The sequence below is a fragment of the Bradyrhizobium sp. CCGUVB4N genome, assembly GCF_024199945.1.
Lineage (GTDB): Bacteria > Pseudomonadota > Alphaproteobacteria > Rhizobiales > Xanthobacteraceae > Bradyrhizobium.
Genome location: NZ_JANADP010000001.1, coordinates 2,568,466 through 2,587,237, shown reverse-complemented (window position 1 = coordinate 2,587,237; position 18,772 = coordinate 2,568,466). Strand labels below are relative to the sequence as shown.

16 protein-coding genes are annotated in these 18,772 nt (G+C 66.3%); 7 read left to right on the top strand and 9 right to left on the bottom strand.

Annotated features, from left to right (window positions below):
- Positions 1-15 precede the first annotated feature (15 nt).
- On the top strand, positions 16-384 hold the full coding sequence (locus NLM31_RS11640) for a VOC family protein (RefSeq protein ID WP_254129304.1): 369 nt from the start codon (positions 16-18) through the stop codon (positions 382-384).
- 31 nt (positions 385-415) lie between these two features.
- On the opposite strand, the gene NLM31_RS11635 is transcribed toward NLM31_RS11640, so the two are convergent.
- The 5 genes from NLM31_RS11635 to NLM31_RS11615 are packed head-to-tail and all read right to left on the bottom strand — an operon-like array spanning position 416 to position 4,010.
- Positions 416-1,186 carry a TSUP family transporter gene (locus NLM31_RS11635; protein ID WP_254129303.1) on the bottom strand — a complete coding sequence of 257 codons (771 nt, stop codon included), beginning with the start codon at positions 1,184-1,186 and terminating at the stop codon, positions 416-418.
- Entirely contained in the window at positions 1,183-2,439 is a 1,257-nt protein-coding gene (locus tag NLM31_RS11630; RefSeq protein ID WP_254192284.1) for a CCA tRNA nucleotidyltransferase, read from the bottom strand. The genes NLM31_RS11635 and NLM31_RS11630 overlap by 4 nt, the downstream gene beginning before the upstream one ends.
- Before the next feature lie 22 nt (positions 2,440-2,461).
- Positions 2,462-2,725, bottom strand: a complete 264-nt coding sequence (locus tag NLM31_RS11625; protein ID WP_254129301.1) for a DUF6111 family protein — start codon at positions 2,723-2,725, stop codon at positions 2,462-2,464.
- Positions 2,722-3,402, bottom strand: a complete 681-nt coding sequence (locus NLM31_RS11620; RefSeq protein WP_254129300.1) for a CoA pyrophosphatase — start codon at positions 3,400-3,402, stop codon at positions 2,722-2,724. The genes NLM31_RS11625 and NLM31_RS11620 overlap by 4 nt, the downstream gene beginning before the upstream one ends.
- Positions 3,399-4,010, bottom strand: a complete 612-nt coding sequence (locus tag NLM31_RS11615) for a DUF1285 domain-containing protein (RefSeq protein ID WP_254192283.1) — start codon at positions 4,008-4,010, stop codon at positions 3,399-3,401. Before NLM31_RS11615 ends, NLM31_RS11620 begins: the two co-directional genes overlap by 4 nt.
- Before the next feature lie 267 nt (positions 4,011-4,277).
- Between NLM31_RS11615 and NLM31_RS11610 the strand changes: the two genes are divergently transcribed.
- The 6 genes from NLM31_RS11610 to NLM31_RS11585 all read left to right on the top strand — a co-directional run bounded on the left by NLM31_RS11610 (position 4,278) and on the right by NLM31_RS11585 (position 14,056).
- The gene (locus NLM31_RS11610) at positions 4,278-5,276 is read left to right on the top strand and encodes a MoxR family ATPase (protein WP_254129298.1); all 999 of its coding nucleotides are present in this window, start codon (positions 4,278-4,280) and stop codon (positions 5,274-5,276) included.
- Positions 5,276-6,220, top strand: a complete 945-nt coding sequence (locus NLM31_RS11605) for a DUF58 domain-containing protein (RefSeq protein ID WP_254129297.1) — start codon at positions 5,276-5,278, stop codon at positions 6,218-6,220. The genes NLM31_RS11610 and NLM31_RS11605 overlap by 1 nt, the downstream gene beginning before the upstream one ends.
- Positions 6,217-9,030: a DUF4159 domain-containing protein gene (locus NLM31_RS11600; protein WP_254192282.1), complete on the top strand. Its 2,814-nt coding sequence runs from the start codon at positions 6,217-6,219 to the stop codon at positions 9,028-9,030. The genes NLM31_RS11605 and NLM31_RS11600 overlap by 4 nt, the downstream gene beginning before the upstream one ends.
- A 7-nt stretch (positions 9,031-9,037) precedes the next feature.
- The gene (locus NLM31_RS11595; RefSeq protein WP_254192281.1) at positions 9,038-11,101 is read left to right on the top strand and encodes a hypothetical protein; all 2,064 of its coding nucleotides are present in this window, start codon (positions 9,038-9,040) and stop codon (positions 11,099-11,101) included.
- A gap of 140 nt (positions 11,102-11,241) precedes the next feature.
- A complete protein-coding gene (locus NLM31_RS11590) occupies positions 11,242-11,640 on the top strand; it encodes a DUF2946 domain-containing protein (protein ID WP_254192280.1) in 399 nt (132 codons plus the stop codon).
- 148 nt (positions 11,641-11,788) lie between these two features.
- The gene (locus NLM31_RS11585; protein WP_254192279.1) at positions 11,789-14,056 is read left to right on the top strand and encodes a TonB-dependent receptor; all 2,268 of its coding nucleotides are present in this window, start codon (positions 11,789-11,791) and stop codon (positions 14,054-14,056) included.
- Positions 14,057-14,319: 263 nt separating this feature from the next.
- Here NLM31_RS11585 and NLM31_RS11580 read toward each other — a convergent pair whose 3' ends face one another.
- The 4 genes from NLM31_RS11580 to NLM31_RS11565 all read right to left on the bottom strand — a co-directional run bounded on the left by NLM31_RS11580 (position 14,320) and on the right by NLM31_RS11565 (position 18,730).
- Positions 14,320-14,703, bottom strand: a complete 384-nt coding sequence (locus NLM31_RS11580) for a RidA family protein (RefSeq protein WP_209968996.1) — start codon at positions 14,701-14,703, stop codon at positions 14,320-14,322.
- Positions 14,704-14,726: 23 nt separating this feature from the next.
- Positions 14,727-16,337 (bottom strand): amidohydrolase family protein, encoded by a 1,611-nt coding sequence (locus NLM31_RS11575; RefSeq protein ID WP_254192278.1) that lies wholly within the window; start codon positions 16,335-16,337, stop codon positions 14,727-14,729.
- 10 nt (positions 16,338-16,347) lie between these two features.
- Positions 16,348-17,667, bottom strand: coding sequence for an MFS transporter (locus NLM31_RS11570; protein WP_254192277.1), 1,320 nt, complete (start codon positions 17,665-17,667; stop codon positions 16,348-16,350).
- A 292-nt stretch (positions 17,668-17,959) separates the two neighbouring features.
- Positions 17,960-18,730, bottom strand: coding sequence for an IclR family transcriptional regulator (locus NLM31_RS11565; RefSeq protein WP_254192276.1), 771 nt, complete (start codon positions 18,728-18,730; stop codon positions 17,960-17,962).
- Positions 18,731-18,772 lie beyond the last annotated feature (42 nt).

Genomic DNA, 18,772 nt, shown 5'->3' with positions numbered 1-18,772 from the left:
AAACAGGAGATGCAAATGGCCGACTTCAATCTCGTTGTGCTCTATGTCGACGATGCACAAGCGAGTTCCGCCTTCTATCAGAAACTGCTGGAGCGCCCCGTCGCGCAATCATCCCCCAAATTCGTGCTTCTTCCACTCGGGAACGGCACCATGCTGGGATTGTGGCAGCGGGACGCCGTCGAGCCTGCTTCCGCTTCGCAATCCGGCTCTAGCGAGATCTCATGGGCGGCCGCAGACGCGGAGGCGGTGCGCGCGACCTTTGAGGCGTGGACAACCCGCGGCGTCCGGATTGCGCAGCCCCCGACGGCCATGCCGTTCGGACACACCTTTGTTGCGCTCGATCCCGACGGTCATCGCCTGCGCGTGCTGGCGACCGCGGCTTAAAGGGCGCTAATCCAAATCGTAGCGCCGTCCCCTACCCGACCAGTTGCTTCGCCGCCGCCGAGATCATCACCAGCCCACCGGTGATCACGGCGACGTCGAGGATTGCGGTGTGAATATGCACCGGCATTCGCTCGACGAAGGCCTTGGCCAGGAACGCGCCGGGAATGGCGATGCCGCCGATCAGCAGCGCGAAGGCGAGCACCTGCGCGGTGACGGCGCCGGCGAGGCCAAACACCGAAATCTTGATCAGGCCGGTGCCGAGCGAGATCATCGCATCGGTTGCGATCACGGCGGCGCCTTCGAGGCCTGCGGCCATCAGCAGCGAGAGCAGGATCACGCCGGAGCCGGAGGTGCCTCCAACCAGCACGCCGTAGCCGACCGAACCGGCTGCGAGGCCGGTGTTGCCGATCTTGACCTGGCGGCGACGCAGCACGCGGCGCAGCGGCACGCTGAGGATCAGCATGGTGCCGATCACGAGTGCCGCGCCGGAATTGGTGAGGCGCGTGTAGCCATAGGCGCCGAGCGCAGTGGTCAGCGCCGCGCAGGCCAGCACGATCAGCGCACGGCGGCGATCGGCATAGCGGAGATAGGCGACCGCACGGCTGGAATTGGTGAAGAGCGCGGAGATCGCAATGATCGGCACCACGGGCTCGGCACCGACCAACGGCACCAGCACCAGCGGCATCAACGCTCCGGTGCCGTAGCCGGCGAGACCACCGATGATCGAAGCAAACAACGCCATCAACGCGACCAGCAAGAGCTGAAATATCGAGATGTCGGCGAAGCCTGAAACGATGGTCACGTTCTCTCATCGCGGCTGATGCGTGCCGCAGCTTGATCGGCGATGGCAGCGAGTGCGGCTTCCTCTAGTGGAAAATCCGCTGCAAGCCAAGCGTCCTCGGCAAGTGTCAACACATGTCCGAGCGCAGGTCCCTCGGCCATTCCGCGCGCGATGAAGTCGGCGGCTTTCAGCGGGAATTTCGGCGCGGTCCAGCGTTGCGGCAGCTCGGCAAGCTCGCGCCAGCGCGACGAATTCACGTCGCCGCCGCCCCGCGCCCAGGCCAGCAACACACGATCGTGATAGCGCTCGGGCCCCAGCCGATACACCAGCCGCCGCGCATTGGCTTCGCCCTTGGTCGGCAAGCGCCACCAGCGATGGCCCATCGAATCCAGCGCCTTGGCTTCGGCGTTAGAGAGCCGCAAGCGCGTCGCGACGCGCTTGGCGTCTTCGGTGACGGCCACCGTCAGCGCCGCCAGACGCCGTGTGACGCTGGCCGGCAAGCGCAGCTCCTGCTCGATCGCGATCATCGCCGTCAGCGGCCCGGTATAGACAACGCCGCCGATCATCGCTGGCAGCAAGCCGGCATCGGCCATCGCAAGCACGGCTGCGGATGCGCCGCCCGCCACCAGCAATTTCAGCATCTCCATGCGCACGCGCTCGGCCGAGAGCGTGGCAAGGCCGCCGCGGCCACGGATGCAGGCGAGGTAGCCGTCGCGATCGGGATCGCCGGCGCCGAACGCGGCATGGATGCGGAAGAAGCGCAGGATCCGCAAATAATCCTCGGCGATGCGCTGGTCGGGCGCGCCAATGAAGCGCACGCGCCGCGCTTTGGCATCGACGATGCCGCCGACATAATCGTAGACCACGCCGCTCGCGTCGACCGACAGGCCGTTCATCGTAAAATCGCGCCGCTCGGCGTCCTTGACCCAGTCGCGGCCGAAGACGACCTTAGCCTTGCGGCCGAAAGTTTCGGTGTCCTCGCGCAGCGTCGTGACTTCGTAAGGTGTGCCGTCGATGACCAGCGTGACGGTGCCGTGGTCGATGCCGGTCGGCACGCTCTTGATACCGGCAGCTTTCGCGCGCCGGACCACCTCCTCGGGGCGCGCCGTGGTCGCGATATCGGTGTCGCCCGGCGGCAGGCCGAGCAGCGCGTTGCGGACGGTGCCGCCGACCACGCGCGCTTCCTCGCCATCGGCATTGAGCAGGTGCAGGACGCGCGCCGTCCCGCCCGAGGTCAGCCAGGGCGCACCAGCAAGTATGGGCTCCGCGCTCATCGTCCGGCCCTTATCTTTCCATTCAGCTGTCCCTGCCCGGCACGAGCTTGCCGTTCTCGATATGGGCGGGGATGTAGGTCGAGTTCGGTGCGGCGCCGGAGAAATGCGCTAACCCAATCAGCCCGGCGATGACGAGCACCAGCGCCGCCAGCACCAGGCGCGCGACGACGGTGATCGGCCAGGACGATTGCACGAACAGGCCGGACCGCGTGGCGGCCAGGAACAGCGCATAGACGGCAAAGGGGATGAGGAAGATTCCGATCTCGGTCAGAACCGGCCGGATCATGACGAATAGATCCGCTCATACAGCACACGCAGCATTCCCGCCGTCGCACCCCAAATGTAGCGCTCCGCAAACGGCATCGCATAGTAAAACCGCTCCATGCCGCGGAATTCCTTGCTGTGCACCTGGTGGTTGGCCGGATTCATCAGGAAGGATAGCGGCACTTCGAATGCGTCATCAACCTCGGAATGGTTGATCGTCAGTTGAAATCCCGGCCGCACCCGGGCGACCGTCGGCAGGATGCGGAAGCCGAACGCGGTGCCATAGAGATCGAGATAGCCGATCGGCTCGACGAAATCTCTGGACAGCCCGACCTCCTCCTCAGCCTCGCGCAGCGCGGCGTCGAGCGGCGAGGAATCGGTCGCATCGATCTTGCCGCCGGGAAAGGCGATCTGGCCGGCGTGGTCGTTGAGATTGGCCGAACGCTGCGTCAGCAGGATGGTCGGCTCGGGATGGTCGACAACCGCGATCAGCACGGCTGCGGGACGCACCGGTTGCTCGCGCGCGACGATCTCGAGCATCTTGTCGGTGCCGGGATCGCCGGAGGCCGGAACGATGTTGGGATCGAACAGGCCCGGCGGAACGTCGAAGCCGAGCCTCGCCCTGGTGCGCGCAAAGAAATCCGTTCCACGGAAAGCGACGGGCTCGCTCTTCTCGCTTTTGGAGATAGGCTTGTTCAAAGCGCGGCCCTCACCTGCTCCGCGTCGGCCATGGCGAAGAATTCGCCGGCCGACTCGACGCCGAACATCGGCTGGCCATCGACCATCCGCTCCTCTCCCATGTCAACCAGATCGTAATAGAGCGCGCGGGTTACCTTGGCCCAAAGATCGGCGCGGACGTGGAGATAGGGCGTCAGGCCGCCATCCCTGGCCTGCTCGAACCGCAGCCGGTGCGCGGCATCGCAGGTGACCCAGTCGTCGACATTGGTGCGGAAGCTCAGCACGCGATGGCTTTCCTCGCCGGCCTTCAGCATCTCGACCGCCATGAACGGCGCGTCGTCGACGCGGATACCGACCTTCTCCACCGGCGTGACGAGGTAATGCTTGTCGCCCTCGCGTTTGAGGATGGTGGAGAACAGGCGGACCAGCGCGTGACGGCCGATTGGCGTGCCCATGTAGAACCAAGTACCATCGGAGGCGATTCGGATGTCGAGATCGCCGCAAAACGGCGGATTCCACAGATGCACCGGAGGCAGGCCCTTTTTGGCGCCTTCGGCACCGGCAGCACTTTTGGCGGCGGCAGTGAGCCCCTCAAGACCGCGATCGGCGCTCTGCCCTTGGTTCGCCATGGTTTGCCCTGACTTTGTCATTTCGCACGGATGTCGTTTGGCACGATTGGTGCAGGTCTACGTTGTAAATCGGTGCGCGGTTCCACCCCCGCATTAGTCCGGTGTGGAGGTCGCCACTTCGTGATGCCCTACATAACCCTAAGCCGATAAGGTGGGGATAGGTTAATTCAACGAATACATGGCCTTCCTGCAAGTCTAGCATGGGGCCCAACACGACGCGAAATGACGACGCAAGATGGCCGCGTGGCAGGCTTAAGGAGCTAACGGATGGCGGAAAGTGTCGAGAAACTCGAAGACGGCATCGTCCGTTCGGCCGAGCAGGTGTCGAGCCAGGTGCGCGCGGCAAAGGACGCGATCGCATCGGTGATCTTCGGCCAGGATCGCGTGATCGAGAACACGCTGGTCACCATCCTCTCCGGCGGCCACGCGCTTTTGATCGGCGTGCCCGGCCTCGCCAAGACCAAGCTGGTCGAGACGCTCGGCGTTACGCTCGGTCTCGATGCCAAGCGCATCCAGTTCACGCCCGACCTGATGCCGTCGGACATTCTCGGCGCCGAAGTGCTCGACGAGAGCACCGCGGGAAAACGCTCGTTCCGCTTCATCTCCGGTCCGGTGTTCGCGCAGCTGTTGATGGCCGACGAGATCAACCGCGCCAGCCCGCGCACGCAATCGGCGCTGCTGCAGGCGATGCAGGAGCAGCACATCACCGTCGCCGGCGCGCGCCACGATCTGCCGAAACCGTTCCACGTGCTCGCGACGCAAAACCCGCTGGAGCAGGAAGGCACCTATCCGCTGCCCGAAGCGCAGCTCGACCGCTTCCTGATGGAGATCGACGTCGATTATCCCGATCGCGATGCCGAACGCCGCATCCTGTTCGAGACCACCGGTGCCGAGGAGACGCTGGCAAAGGCGTCATTGACGGCGGATGCGCTGATCACCGCGCAGCGGCTGGTGCGCCGCCTGCCGGTCGGCGATTCCGTCGTTGAAGCCATCCTGTCGCTGGTGCGCTCGGCCCGTCCGGGTCCGGACAGCGGCGAGGCCGGCAAGTTCATCGCCTGGGGCCCCGGCCCGCGCGCCAGCCAGTCGCTGATGCTCGCCGTGCGCGCCCGCGCGCTGATCGATGGACGTCTCGCGCCTTCGGTCGACGACGTGCTCGACCTCGCTGAACCCATTTTGAAGCACCGCATGGCATTGACGTTCCAGGCGCGCGCCGAGGGGCGCACGATTCCGGACGTGATCAAGCAATTGAAAACACGGATCGGTTGATGGCCGCAGAGACCGGGCACACAGCAAAGGAGATCATCGCGATCCGACGTGCCGATGGCGAAAGCCGTACGCTCGCCGCTTCGCTGCCGCGCCTGGTGCTCGAGGCCCGCCGCATCGCCGCCAACGTCATCCACGGCCTGCATGGAAGGCGCCGCGCGGGTTCCGGCGAAAACTTCTGGCAATACCGCCGCTTCGTGTCGGGCGAGCCGTCGCAGAATGTCGACTGGCGCCGTTCGGCGCGTGACGACCATCTCTATGTCCGCGAGCTCGAGTGGGAAGCCTCGCACACGGTCTGGATCTGGCCTGACCGGTCGCCGTCGATGGCGTTCGCCTCGAAGACCGCGCGTGAATCCAAATTGGAGCGCACGCTGATCGTCGCCTTCGCGCTGGCCGAGCTGCTGGTGGCGGGCGGCGAGCGCGTCGGCATTCCCGGGTTGATGGCACCGACCGCGAGCCGCAGCGTCATCGACAAGATGGCGCAGGCCATGCTGCATGACGATGCCGACCGGCTCAGCCTGCCGCCGTCCTTTGTTCCCGCCGCACTCGCCGAAACCATCTTGCTGTCGGATTTCTGGTCGCCGATCGCGGAGATCAGGACGACGCTCGCGGGACTGTCCGGCTCAGGCGCGCATGGCACGCTGGTGCAGATCGTCGACCCCGCCGAGGAAAGCTTCCCCTATTCGGGCCGCGTCGAGTTCGTCGAGCCGGAAGGTTTTGGCGTAATCACCGCCGGCCGCGCCGAGAGCTGGGCGGAGGATTACACCGCGCGGCTGGCGCTGCACCGCGACCAGATCCGCGCCGAGACCAACAAGCTCGACTGGCTGTTCACGACGCATGCGACCGATCGCTCGGCTGCCGAGCTCCTGCTGTTCCTCCATGCCGGCATGCAGGTGAGCAAGTCGGGCGCCCGCACCCATTCGATCAAGGCGGGGCCGGCCGCATGATGGGATTGCCGCTCGCCTTCACCGAACCGCTGCTCCTGATCGGCCTCATCAGCCTGCCGGTGCTGTGGTGGCTGCTGCGCGTGATGCCGCCGCGGCCGCGCCGCATCGAGTTTCCGCCGACGCGCCTGTTGTTCGACATCGCGCCACGCGAAGAGACGCCGTCGCGGACGCCGTGGTGGCTGACTGCGCTGCGGCTGCTCGCCGCAGCATTGGTCATCTTCGCCGCCGCCGGCCCGATCTGGAATCCGCAGACGGGATTGGCCGCCAGCAAGGCGCCGCTGATGATCATGCTCGACGACGGCTGGAGCGCCGCATCGAACTGGGACACGCGGATCCGGGCCGCCGACGAGCTGATTGCGAACGCCGACAACGACCGCCGCGCGATCGCGCTGGTGCCGCTGTCCGAGCCGAACCGCGACATCACGCTGATGCCGGCGGGTGCGGCGCGCGTTGCGCTGCGGCAGATCGTGCCAAAGCCCTATTCGATCGAGCGCGTTGAAACCCTCACCGCGGTCGATCGTTTCCTGAAAGCGACCGGCGACTGCGAAATCGCCTGGCTTTCCGACGGCGTCGACACGGGCCGCGGCGAAGAGTTCGTCGCCGGGCTCGCCAAGACCATCGGGGATCGCAGCTTGACGGTGTTCGAAGGCGGCACCTCCTCCCCGCTGGCATTGGTCGCGGCGGAAAACGCGGCGGCGAAGATGACGGTGAAGGTGCTTCGCACCGACGGCGGCATCGCCGCCGGCACCGTGCGGGCGCTGGACCAGAAGGCCTCGCCGATCGGCGAGGCGCGCTTCACCTTCGGACCACAGGACAAGGAAGTCGAAGCCGCGTTCGACCTGCCGGTCGAATTGCGCAACGACATCTCGCGGCTCGAGATTTCCGGCGAGCGTTCGGCCGGTGCGGTGCAGCTGCTCGACAAGCGCTGGCGGCGGCGCGCCATCGGCATCGTCTCGGGCGCAAGCAGCGAGACTGCCCAGCCGCTGCTGGCGCCGACCTTCTACCTGACGCGCGCGCTGGCGCCGTTCGCCGACGTGCGGCTCGCCGACAAGGGCTCGCCGCAGCAGGGCATCACACAATTTTTGGACCAGAAGCTGCCGATGATCATCCTGGCCGATGTCGGCACCATCGCGCCGGAATTGCGCGAGCGCCTCAACGCCTGGATCGCCCAGGGCGGCGTGCTGGTGCGGTTCGCTGGCCCCAGGCTGGCGCAGGCCGAGGACGATCTGGTTCCGGTCAAGCTGCGCAAGGGCGGCCGCACGCTCGGCGGCAGCCTGACCTGGGAAAAGCCGCAGCATCTCGCCGCGTTCGCGGCCGACGGTCCGTTCACCGGCGTCGTCGTGCCCAAGGATGTCACCGTGAGCCGGCAGGTGCTGGCCGAGCCCGACGCCGTGCTCGCCACCAAGAGCTGGGCCTCGCTCGAAGACGGCACGCCGCTCGTGACCGGCGAGCATCGCGGCAAGGGCATCGTCAGCCTGTTCCATGTCAGCGCCGACATGCGCTGGTCGGATCTGCCGATGTCCGGCACCTTCGTCGAAATGCTCCGGCGTGTCGTCGACATGTCGGGCTACACCGCCAAACCCGGCGCCGGCGTTGCCGCCGAGGCGACCGCCGAGACGCTGGCCCCGCTGCATCTGCTCGACGGCTTCGGCGCCTTCGGGCCGCCGCCGGCCACCGCCAAGCCGCTGACGGCTGATTATCGCGACCGCGCCACGCCGGACCATCCGCCCGGCTTCTACGGTCCGGCAGAAGGACCGCTCGCCGTGAACACGCTCGCAGCCGCCGACCGCATCGCAGCCCTCAATACCTCTAGCCTCCGCGCCCGGCACGCCACCTACACCAACGCCGAGCCGCGCGACTTGCGCGGCTGGCTGCTGTCGACGGCGCTGGCGCTGTTCCTGGTCGACGCCATCATCGTGGCGCTGCTCGGCGGCGGCCTCGCCGCGCTGCTGCGTCGCCGCGCTGCGCCTGCCATGATCCTGCTTGGCGTCATGCTCGCCGGCATCGCGGTGCTGTCGCCGACGCCGTTGCGCGCCGACAGCGCATCGGACGATTTCGCGATGAAGTCGACCTCGCAGACCCGCCTCGCCTATGTCGTCACCGGCAATGCCGACGTCGATTCCATCGTCAAGGCCGGCCTGTCCGGCCTGACGCTGTTCCTGGCGCAGCGCACCGCACTCGAGGCCGGCGATCCCGTCGGCGTCGATCCCGCGCGCGACGAGCTCGCGTTCTTCCCGCTGATCTACTGGCCGATCGTGCCGGGCGCGCCGAAGCCGCCGCAGGACGCCATCAACAAGATCGACGCCTATATGAAGCAGGGCGGCACCGTGATCTTCGACACCCGCGATGCGGTCGAAGCGCCGCCCGGCGAGAACGGCGCCTCGCAGACGCCGGGCATGCAGTCGCTGCGCGAGATCCTGTCCTCGCTCGACGTGCCCGAGCTCGAGCCGGTGCCGCGCGAGCATGTGCTGACAAAAACCTTCTACCTGCTGCGCGACTTCCCCGGCCGCTTCAACTCGGGCCAGACCTGGGTCGAAGCGCTGCCGCGCGAGGACGACGACGAGAGCGCGCAGCGCCCCGCACGCGGCGGCGACGGCGTCTCGCCGATCATCATCACCTCCAACGACCTCGCGGGCGCCTGGGCACTCCGTCCCGACGGCCAGCCGATGCTGCCGCTGACGCCGGGCGAACCGCGCCAGCGCGAATTCGCCTACCGCGCCGGCGTCAACATCGTGATGTACACGCTGACCGGCAACTACAAGGCCGACCAGGTGCACGCACCGGCCCTGATCGAACGTCTCGGCCAATAGGATAGAGATGAATTACGGCATCGCCTTTACGCCGCTTGTCCCCGCGATCGTCCTGTGGATCGCGCTCGCTGCGATCGTCGTCATCGCGATCGTGCTGCTGCTTGCGCGGGCGCGCGGTGCGGCCGTGCGCGTGGCTGCGCTGGCGCTGTTCCTGCTGGCGCTCGCCAATCCCTCCTTCACGCGCGAGGACCGCGATCCGCTCACCTCGGTCGCCGCCGTCGTCGTCGACAAGAGCCCGAGCCAGAATTTCGGCAAGCGCAACCAGGAGGCCGCGAAGGCGCAGGAGGCGCTGGTCGACAGCCTGAAGAAGATCAAAGGACTCGAAGTGCGCGTCGTCGAAGCCGGCCAGGCCGACGGCGAGACCGACGGCACGAAACTGTTCGGCGCGCTGGCCTCCGCGCTGTCGGACGTGCCGGTCGACCGCGTCGCCGGCGCGTTCCTGATCACCGACGGCCGCGTGCACGACATTCCCGCCAACGCCGCCGCGCTCGGCTTCCAGGCGCCGGTGCAGGCGCTGATCACCGGGCAGAAGGACGAGCGCGATCGCCGCATCGCGATCACCGCGGCGCCGCGCTTCGGCATCGTCGGCCAGAACCAGACCATCACCTACAAGCTCGACGATCAGGGCGTTACCGGCGAGCGCGCCAAGGTCACGGTCCGCCGCGACGGCGAGGTCATCAACGAGCGCACGCTCGCGAGCGGCCAGAGCGCCAGCGTCGACGTCGAGATCAAGCATGCCGGGCCGAACATCGTCGAGATCGAGGCCTCACCGCTCGAGCGCGAACTGACGCCGGTGAACAATCGCGCCGTCGTCGCCATCGACGGCGTGCGCGACAAGCTGCGCGTGCTCCTGGTGTCCGGCGAGCCGCATTCCGGCGAGCGCACCTGGCGCAACCTGTTGAAGTCCGACGCCAGCGTCGACCTCGTGCATTTCACCATTCTGCGTCCGCCGGAGAAGCAGGACGGCACGCCGATCAACGAATTGTCGCTGATCGCGTTTCCGACCCGCGAGCTGTTCCAGCAGCACATCAACGAATTCCAGCTGATCATCTTCGATCGCTACGCCCGCCAGGGCGTGCTGCCGATCGCCTATTTCGACAACATCGCGCGCTATGTGCGCGCCGGCGGCGCCGTGCTGGTGTCGGCCGGCCCCGACTACGCCTCCAACACCAGCATCTGGCGCACGCCGCTCGACACGGTGCTGCCGGCAGAACCGGTCGGCGTCACAGAGAAGCCGTTCTATGCGCATCTCTCCGACATCGGCAAACGCCATCCCGTCACGCGCGGGCTGGAAGGTTCGGCCTTCGAGCCGCCGCACTGGAGCCGCTTCTTCCGCACCGTCGAGACCCGCAATTCGGTCAACCCGCCGGTGATGACGGGCGCGGACGGCAAGCCGCTCTTGTTCCTGTCGCGCTTCGGCGAAGGCCGCGTCGCGCTGCTGCTGTCCGATCACATCTGGCTGTGGGCGCGCGGCTATGAAGGCGGCGGCCCGCATCTCGACCTGCTCCGGCGGATGTCGCACTGGCTGATGAAGCAGCCGGACCTCGACGAGGAAGCGCTGCGCCTCCAGGTGCAGGGCAAGGATCTCGTCGTGGTGCGCCAGACCATGGCTGATAGCGTGCAGCCGGTGAGCGTGACCTCGCCCTCCGGCGTCTCGCGCGATCTGACGCTCAGCCCCGGCGACCCCGGCGAATGGCGCGCGAGCCTTCCCGCGAGCGAGCTCGGCCTGTGGGCTGCGACCGACGGCACGCTGAAGGCGCTGATCAATGTCGGACCGACCAATCCGAAGGAGTTTTCGGAAGTCACCTCCACCACCGACACGTTGAAGCCGCTGGCGCAGGCGACCGGCGGCAGCGCGGTGCGGATCGCGGATGGCGGTAGCGTCGAGTTGCCGCGCATCGTCCCGGTGCGCTCGACCAGCGTCTTTGCCGGCGACGGCTGGATGGGCGTGCGGATGCGCGACGCCAGCGTCGTCAAGGGCGTCGGCGTGCTGCCGATCTTCGCCGGCCTGATCGGCCTGCTCTTGCTGCTCGGCGCGTTTGCCGCGACCTGGGTGCGCGAGGGGCGCTAGTTGCCCGAACGACACATTTAGCGACGGTCCGCCTGGGCCGTTGCAGCGGCGGTTGACATCCGCTGACCGATCGGGCGATGTTACAATATAACATCGCGACGCCCGGTCGGCGCCTCGCGATGCGGGGTGGCGTTTTCCAGATGAAGTGGTTCCGGTCGAATATCAGGCACGGCGCCCGGCTCGCGTTGTTCGCGATGCTGGTGCAGTTCGCGCTGACCTTCGGTCACAGCCACTGGTTCGCGCAGGCCGCGCCGCTTGCGCAAGGCCAACTGGCCGACAGCGCCAAGAGCATTGCGTCGACCGACCGCGCGGCGGTCCAGAAGCAGTCCCCGGCAAATCCCGATCGCGAACAGCCGGGCGACGACAATTGCGCGATCTGCGCGCTGGTCGCGATGGCCGGCACGGTCACGTTCGCGACGCCGCCTTTGCTGCTACTGCCGCAGGCGGTCGAGCTGCTCTACCGCACCACCGATGCCGAGTTCATCCATCTGGAATCGGCAAGCCACGCGTTCCAGCCGCGCGCTCCTCCCGCCACCTGATCTCCATCGATTGAGCTGCCTTTGCCATCGGCCGCGCCTCGCGCCGATTCCGCAGGGCTATCGAAATTGATCCGTCGCGTGTCGACGGCGCGTGCCGCCTGCAAGTGCTCCGAATGAGCGCGGCGGCGCGCGATCGGAAATCAGGACAATGGTGTCTTCAAAAGCAATATTGGCGGGCTCGAGCCTCGCCGCACTCACGCTGTTTCACCCCGGCGGCGGCGCCATGGCGCAGACGACGGCTCCCCTCACGACGCTGCCCAGCGTCGAGGTCGATGCGCCCAAGCAGACGCAGGCGCCGCGCCGTCCCAAGGTTCGGGTCGCCGTCGACAGGCGCCGGACAAATTCGCAGGCAAAACCGCCGACCGAAGCGCCGGCGGCGGTCGAGGGGCAGAGCGACAGGATGGACGCGGCGCGCCAGAGCGTGCTTCCGCCCGGCGGCGCCACCGCCCACACGCTCACGCGCCAGGCCATCGAGGCGCTGCCGCAGGGCACCAACGCCTCGCTCGACAAGGTGCTGCTGCAATTCCCCGGCGTCACCCAGGATTCGGCGGCGAGCGGCGACCTGCACGTCCGCAACGAGCACGCCAACCTGCAATATCGCATCAACGGCGTCATGCTTCCCGACGGCGTCGGCGCGTTCGGGCAGATCCTCGACACCGGCATCGTCGGCAGCATGAGCCTGCTCACCGGTGCGCTGCCGGCGCAATACGGCCAGCGCACCGCCGGCGTGCTCGACATCTCCACCAAGGCCGATGCCTTCAACAATTCCGGCGTCGTCGGCGTCTATGGTGGCAGCAACGGCACCATCTCGACCAATGTGGAATATGGCGGGACCGTCGGACAGACGCAGTATTTCCTGTCGGGCCGCTTCCTGCAGAACAATCTCGGCATCGAGAACCCGACCCCGTCGGTCAACGCGATTCACGACCGCACCAACCAGGAAAAGGGATTTCTCTATCTCTCAACGATGATCGATCCGAACAGCCGCCTCACCTTCATGAGCGGCGTGTCGAATGCGACGTTCCAGATTCCGAACAACCCCGGGCAGGCGCCTGCCAACACGGCGTTCGGCGTCTCGAATTTCGACTCGTCCAGGCTGAACGAGCACCAGAACGAGTTCAACCAGTTCAACGTCGTCTCCTACCAGACCTCGAATGGCGAGTTCGACACGCAGACCTCGTATTTCAATCGCTACAGCCAGCTGCACTTCTACCCCGATCCGATCGGCGATCTCGTCTTCAACGGCGTGTCCTCGGACGTCTATCGCCAGAGCGTGGTCAACGGCATTCAGCAGGACACCGCCTGGCGCATCGGCTATGCGCACACGCTGCGCTTCGGCCTCTCGGTCAGCGCGGAGCGGACGCTGGTCAACAGCGGATCAACTGTGCTGCCGCTGGCCGATCCCACCGACCCGACCGCGGGAACGAACGACGCGCCGTTCTCGGTGTTCGATTCCAGCGCCAAGACCGGCTGGCTGATCGGGACCTATGTCCAGGACGAGTGGAAGATCACCAACAATCTGACCCTCAACGCCGGCCTGCGCTTCGACCAGATGTACCAATATGTCGATGCGAACCAGCTCAGCCCGCGCGTCAGCCTGACCTGGAAGCCGTTCGACGGCACCACGTTCCACGCCGGCTATGCGCGCACCTTCACCCCGCCCTCGCAGGTGATCGCGGCCCCGGTCAACCTCGCGCTGGTGACGCCGCCCGGCGCGCCCGCGAACACGTTGACGCCAGAAGTGGCGCAGAACAGTCCGGTGCTGCCGGAGCGTGCGCACGTGTTCGACGTCGGCGTGACGCAGAAGATCTACGCGATCCCGGGCCTGGAGGTCGGCGCCGACGCCTACTACAAGAAGGCGCGCGACCTGCTCGACGACGGCCAGTTCGGCGCTGCCTATGTGCTGAGCGGCTTCAACTACGATCACGCCGAGAATGTCGGCGTCGAGCTGAAGTCGACCTACCGCAACGGCAATTTCAGCGCCTACGCCAACCTCGCCTGGGCCAAGCAGATCGCGAGCAACGTCGTCTCGAACCAGTATCTGTTCGGTGCGGATGAGCTCGCCTACATCGCGGGCCACTACATCTACACCGACCACGCCCAGATGCTGTCGGGGTCGGCCGGTGCCTCCTATCTCTGGGAGGGCACGCGTTACAGCGTGTCGATGATCTATGGCAGCGGCCTGCGCTCGGGCTTTGCCAACACCGATCACCTGCCCGGCTACACGCAGGTGAATTTCGGCCTGTCACACGACTTCAACATCATCGCGCCGAACAAGCCGACGACGGTGCGCTTCGACGTGGTCAATGCGTTCGACACGATCTACCAGATCCGCGACGGCTCCGGCATCGGCGTGTTCGCCCCGCAATACGGACCCCGGCGCGGCTTCTATGTCGGCATGTCGCAGCGGTTCTAGACCGTGATGAGATTAGGTTAGTTCGGCTTGCTCGGAAGCCCACCTCTCCCCAACGGGGAGAGGTGGGATTGCTTTGGCGCGCAATTGCGCGCCTGAGCAATCCGGGTGAGGGGGCGCAGCGATCGGCGAGACTGTAACCCCTCACCCGGATCGCATTTTCAATGCGATCCGACCTCTCCCTTCGGGAGAGGTGAACGCCTGGCGCGCATCGATTCCACCAAAGCTCATCCCAATCTAGCCCAGCGGACGCAGCAGGAGCAGCTTCACCTGCGATAGGCGACGCAGTCGATCTCCACCTTGCAATCCACCACCATGCTCGACACCACGCAGGCCCGCGCCGGCGGATTGGCGCCGAAATATTCGGCGAAGACCTTGTTGAAGCTTTGAAAGTCCCGGGGATCGTCGAGCCAGACGCCGCAACGCACGACATCCTTGGGCTCGTAGCCGGCTTCGGTCAGGATCGCGAGCATGTTGCGGATCGCCTTGTGCGATTGCGGGATGATGCCGCCTTCGATCACCTCGCCGTTCTCCATCGGCGTCTGCCCCGACACGTAGAGCCAGCCGTCGGCCTCGACCGCGCGGGCAAAAGGAAGGTGCTGGCCGCCGGTGCCGGTGCCGCCGGCCGCGCCGTATCGTTTCAGCGTCATTGGTCTCGTCCTATGTGTAAAGATTACGTCAGGGCCCGGCCTGGCCGCGCGAAGGTGCTGCGTCCATCCGCGACCACGGCCTTGCCGGCGACGAAGACCGAACGGATGCCTGCGGGCATTTCCGTCGGCGTCTCGAACGTCGCCTTGTCCATGATGGTCTCGTCGAACAGCGTGAGATCCGCGACCATGCCCGGCCGCAGGATGCCGCGGTCGGACAGGCCGAAGCGCTGGGCCGGCATCGCCGTCATTCGCCGCACGGCGTCTTCCAGCGTCAGCCAGCCCTGCTCGCGCGTCAGGCGGCCGGCGACGCGCGGGAAACTGCCATAGGCGCGCGGATGCGGCTTGGTGCCCGGGCGCGGAATGCCGTCGGAACCAACCATGTGCAGGCGATGGGTGAAGGCCGCACGCAAATCGGCCTCATCGAGCTGGAACATGATGATGCCGGTCTGGCCCTGATCCTCCTCGATGCATCGAACCATGAGATCGAACGGCGAGATGCCGAGCTCGCGCGCGGCATCGACCATCGACTTGCCCTCGAGTGGCTTCAGCGCGGGATTGCCGGTGCCGGAGATGCGCACATTGTGCCAGCCGATCAGCACGATCTTGGACTGCGCGGCATGCGGATCGGGATCGCCCTCCTCCACCAGCACGCGCAGCGCCTCGCGCTTCGCGGAATCGCGCAGTCGCTCGCGCAGCGCGTCGATGCCGCCTTCGAGCGCGGCCGGCGGCAGCAATTGCAGCATGTAGGAGCTGCCGGCCGGGTATGGATACATGTCGAAGGAGATATCGATCCCCTCCGCGCGCGCGGCCTCGAGCCGGTCGAGCGCCTTGGGAATCGCGCCCCAGTTCGGCTTGCCGGCCGACTGTAGATGCGACAGTAATCCCGCCGCACCGGAGGCGCGCAGGATCGCGATGAACTCGTCGATGGATTGCAGCAGACCCGCTTCATAGCTGCGGATGTGTGCGGTCAGCAGCTTGCCGTGCGCGCGCACGGTCTCCGCCAGCGCGTTCAGTTCATTGGTGTCGGCAAAGGCGCTCGGCGGATAGACGAGGCCGAGCGACAGACCGGCCGCGCCCTGGGCGAGCTGCTGCGCCAGCAGCGCCTGCATCGCCGCGATCTCCGCCTCCGTCGCCGCGCGTCGCTCGTAACCGAGCACGGCGAGCCGGATCGCGGCATGGCCGACCAGCGAGACGAGGTTGAGCGCCACGCCAGGCCCTTCCAAAGCCTGCCGGTAGCCGTCGAAACTGTCGAACACTTCGTCCGGACGGGTCTCACCTGCAAGACCCGAGAAGTGCAGCCGCAGCAGCTCGGCGGAGCCTGCGGTCGCCGGATAGAGCGAGAAGCAGCAATTGCCGACGACGAGCGTGGTCACGCCCTGCAACGTCTTCTCGGGCCTGTCAGGCTCGCGCAGGCAGATCAGGTCGTCGTGGCAATGCGCATCGATGAAGCCCGGCGCGAGATAGCATCCGCGCGCGTCGATGATGTCGGCCTCGTCCGCCGGCAACGAGGTGCCGATCGCCGCGATGCGGCCATCGCTGATGCGCAAATCGGCCTCGAACCACGGCGCGCCGGTGCCGTCGATCACCCGGGCGTTGCGGATCAGCGTGTCCTTGCTGTCAAGATTCTGGGGCATGCCCCTCTCCTCAGTGAACAGGCACGGCGCCTGCCGGCGACGCCTCTTCGAAATCCGGAATCGACTCGATCCGGCCGAGCACCACGACATAGAAGAAGATACCGATCAGCAGCACGACGCCGGCGATCATGAAGGCACCGGCGAACGATTGTGTCCAGTCGACCACGATGCCGGTGACGATCGGCGCGAGCACGCCCATCATATTGTTGGTGAAGTTGACAATGCCGCCGACACTTCCCGCGCCGCCCTTGGGCGCGATCAGCGACACGATCGAGGACCCGACCGGCGCCGCGGCCGACAGGCCGGAGATCGCGATCGACAGCCACAACAACGCCCAGCCCGGCTGCACGGTGAAGGCGGCGCCGATCACGGCAAGCCCCATCAGCATGCCGACGATGATCACGGACTGGCGCACCCGCGTCGAGTCGTAACCACGCGCGATCAGATGATCCACCAGGAACCCGCCGATCAGGAGGTCGGACAACGTCGCGAAGATCCAGGGAATCGTCGAATAGCCCGCGGCCGACATCAGGTTCATATGCATGGTCTGGGCGAGATAGCCCGGCAGCCAGGTGAGGAAGAGATAGAAGGTGTAGCCATAGGCGGAGAAGCCGATGGTGAGGCCCCAGACCTTGCGGTTGCGCAGGAGGTAACCGAGCATGCGGCTCTGCCCCGCGGTCGCCGGGCCTTCCGGCGTGCCGCCGCCGGCGACGATGTAGTCATGCTCCTCCTTGGTGAGCTTCGGATCCTCGCTCGGATTTCGGTAGATGATGTAGTAGGCGATGAAATACGCAAAGCTCAGCAGCGCGGTGACGCCAAAACCCCAGCGCCAGCCGTAGAGAAAGATCACATAGGCGACCAGCGGCACGCCAATCACGTTGGAGAATTTGGCCGCGGAATCGAAGATCGCGGTCGAGCGCGCGCGTTCGTCGAGCGGAAACCAGTGGCCGGTCGCCTTCTGGCTTGCCGGAAACGCCGGCGCTTCGGCGACGCCGAGCAACAGACGCGCGGCGAAGATTCCGTAAAGTCCGCTGGCGAGCGCGGTGATGGTGGCGGCAACCGCCCAGAGGAAGCTCGAGCCGCGGCCGACCTTGGTGACGCCGAAGCGATCGAGCACCATGCCGCCGGGGACCTGCAGCAGCGAATAGGTCCAGAAGAACGCGCTGCCGAGCAGGCCGATGTCGGTGGCGGTGAGGCCGAGCTCCTTGGTGAGCGCGGGCGTCGCGGCCGAGAGGCCGACACGATCGATGTAGTTGATGAGAATTCCAACGCCGAGCAGACAACCGATCAGCCAGCGTCGTCCGGGTACCTGTTGTCCTGCATTCGCCATGTTGAATCCTCGCCTGGACACGCAGGATCGCGTCTCGCGCCCTGTCATGGGACAGCAAGAACCTCACCGCGCCTGCAACTACACTGTCTCTTATAATGGACAATATGTTCTTATAGCGTCACGTTAGATATTCGGACGGCGTGATGTCAAGCCCGGACATTCTAGTCCTGCGCGCCGCGACGCGCATTCTCCGAACGTTGTGCACTGCGTGCCGCGCAAACACGGGACGCGCGGCGACGGCGCGCGAGGCGATGCGGGAACATCGGTCGCTGCGCTTGCAGGCCGGCCTGGCTCAGGGGCGATCGGAGAGTTCGATTGCGGTGGCGACGAGATCGTCGAGCAGCGCGGTCCTGCGCTCCTTCACCGAATCCGCGGGAACGACGAAGCAAAGCGTCGCAACCGCAACACCCTTCTTGTCACGGATGGGGGCGGCAAGACACGACGTAAACCGATCGGACAGCGCCGTCGTCACGCATTTGCCGTCACGCCGCGCGCGTGCGACGTCCTTGATGAAATCGTCGATGTCGAGGACGCGGCCGTCCGGAAGGCGAAAATCCTCCTTCGGAACAAAGGCGCGAATGTCCGCCGGGCTCATATGATCCAGCAGCAACCGGCCGGATGCCGTCCACGGCAGCGGCACCTCGATGCCGACATCCGTCGTGATCCGGAACAGGCCCGACCCGTCCCGCGTATCGACCACCACATATTTGCGGCCACGCAACGCGCAGAGTTGCGCGGTGGCGCTGTGCTGGGTCGCGAGCCGGTCGAGGGCTTCGCGGCAGCGGCGATGCAGGGGATTGGCCTCCGCATAGGCCCGCCCGTAGAGATGCACCGCCTTGCCGAAATAGACCTGCCCGCCATCGCCGACGCTCTCCAGCAAGTCCGCCTCGATCAGGCGGTTGGCGATGGCATAGACGGTCGATCGCGGCGCGCCCATTTGCTTGGCGAGGTCGCTGAGCTTGGAAGGTTCGCGCAGATGCAGCAGCGCTTCCAGGAGATCGATGGTCCGATCAATCCCGTTCTGGCGTTCCGCGGGCGAGGTGCCCTTCTTGGGTACGGCCAAACTTCACATGTCCTTCGTCTGCTTCGCCTGCGGTTTTTGGCA

What these genes read in the sequence shown, in the direction of transcription:
- NLM31_RS11590 (WP_254192280.1), top strand. Translation starts at nt 11,242, where the DNA reads ATGAAGTGGTTCCGGTCGAATATCAGGCACGGCGCCCGGCTCGCGTTG.
- NLM31_RS11610 (WP_254129298.1), top strand. Translation starts at nt 4,278, where the DNA reads ATGGCGGAAAGTGTCGAGAAACTCGAAGACGGCATCGTCCGTTCGGCC.
- NLM31_RS11625 (WP_254129301.1), bottom strand. Translation starts at nt 2,725, where the DNA reads ATGATCCGGCCGGTTCTGACCGAGATCGGAATCTTCCTCATCCCCTTT.
- NLM31_RS11615 (WP_254192283.1), bottom strand. Translation starts at nt 4,010, where the DNA reads ATGGCGAACCAAGGGCAGAGCGCCGATCGCGGTCTTGAGGGGCTCACT.
- NLM31_RS11630 (WP_254192284.1), bottom strand. Translation starts at nt 2,439, where the DNA reads ATGAGCGCGGAGCCCATACTTGCTGGTGCGCCCTGGCTGACCTCGGGC.
- NLM31_RS11580 (WP_209968996.1), bottom strand. Translation starts at nt 14,703, where the DNA reads ATGACGCTGAAACGATACGGCGCGGCCGGCGGCACCGGCACCGGCGGC.
- NLM31_RS11585 (WP_254192279.1), top strand. Translation starts at nt 11,789, where the DNA reads ATGGTGTCTTCAAAAGCAATATTGGCGGGCTCGAGCCTCGCCGCACTC.
- NLM31_RS11570 (WP_254192277.1), bottom strand. Translation starts at nt 17,667, where the DNA reads ATGGCGAATGCAGGACAACAGGTACCCGGACGACGCTGGCTGATCGGT.
- NLM31_RS11600 (WP_254192282.1), top strand. Translation starts at nt 6,217, where the DNA reads ATGATGGGATTGCCGCTCGCCTTCACCGAACCGCTGCTCCTGATCGGC.
- NLM31_RS11605 (WP_254129297.1), top strand. Translation starts at nt 5,276, where the DNA reads ATGGCCGCAGAGACCGGGCACACAGCAAAGGAGATCATCGCGATCCGA.
- NLM31_RS11595 (WP_254192281.1), top strand. Translation starts at nt 9,038, where the DNA reads ATGAATTACGGCATCGCCTTTACGCCGCTTGTCCCCGCGATCGTCCTG.
- NLM31_RS11640 (WP_254129304.1), top strand. Translation starts at nt 16, where the DNA reads ATGGCCGACTTCAATCTCGTTGTGCTCTATGTCGACGATGCACAAGCG.
- NLM31_RS11575 (WP_254192278.1), bottom strand. Translation starts at nt 16,337, where the DNA reads ATGCCCCAGAATCTTGACAGCAAGGACACGCTGATCCGCAACGCCCGG.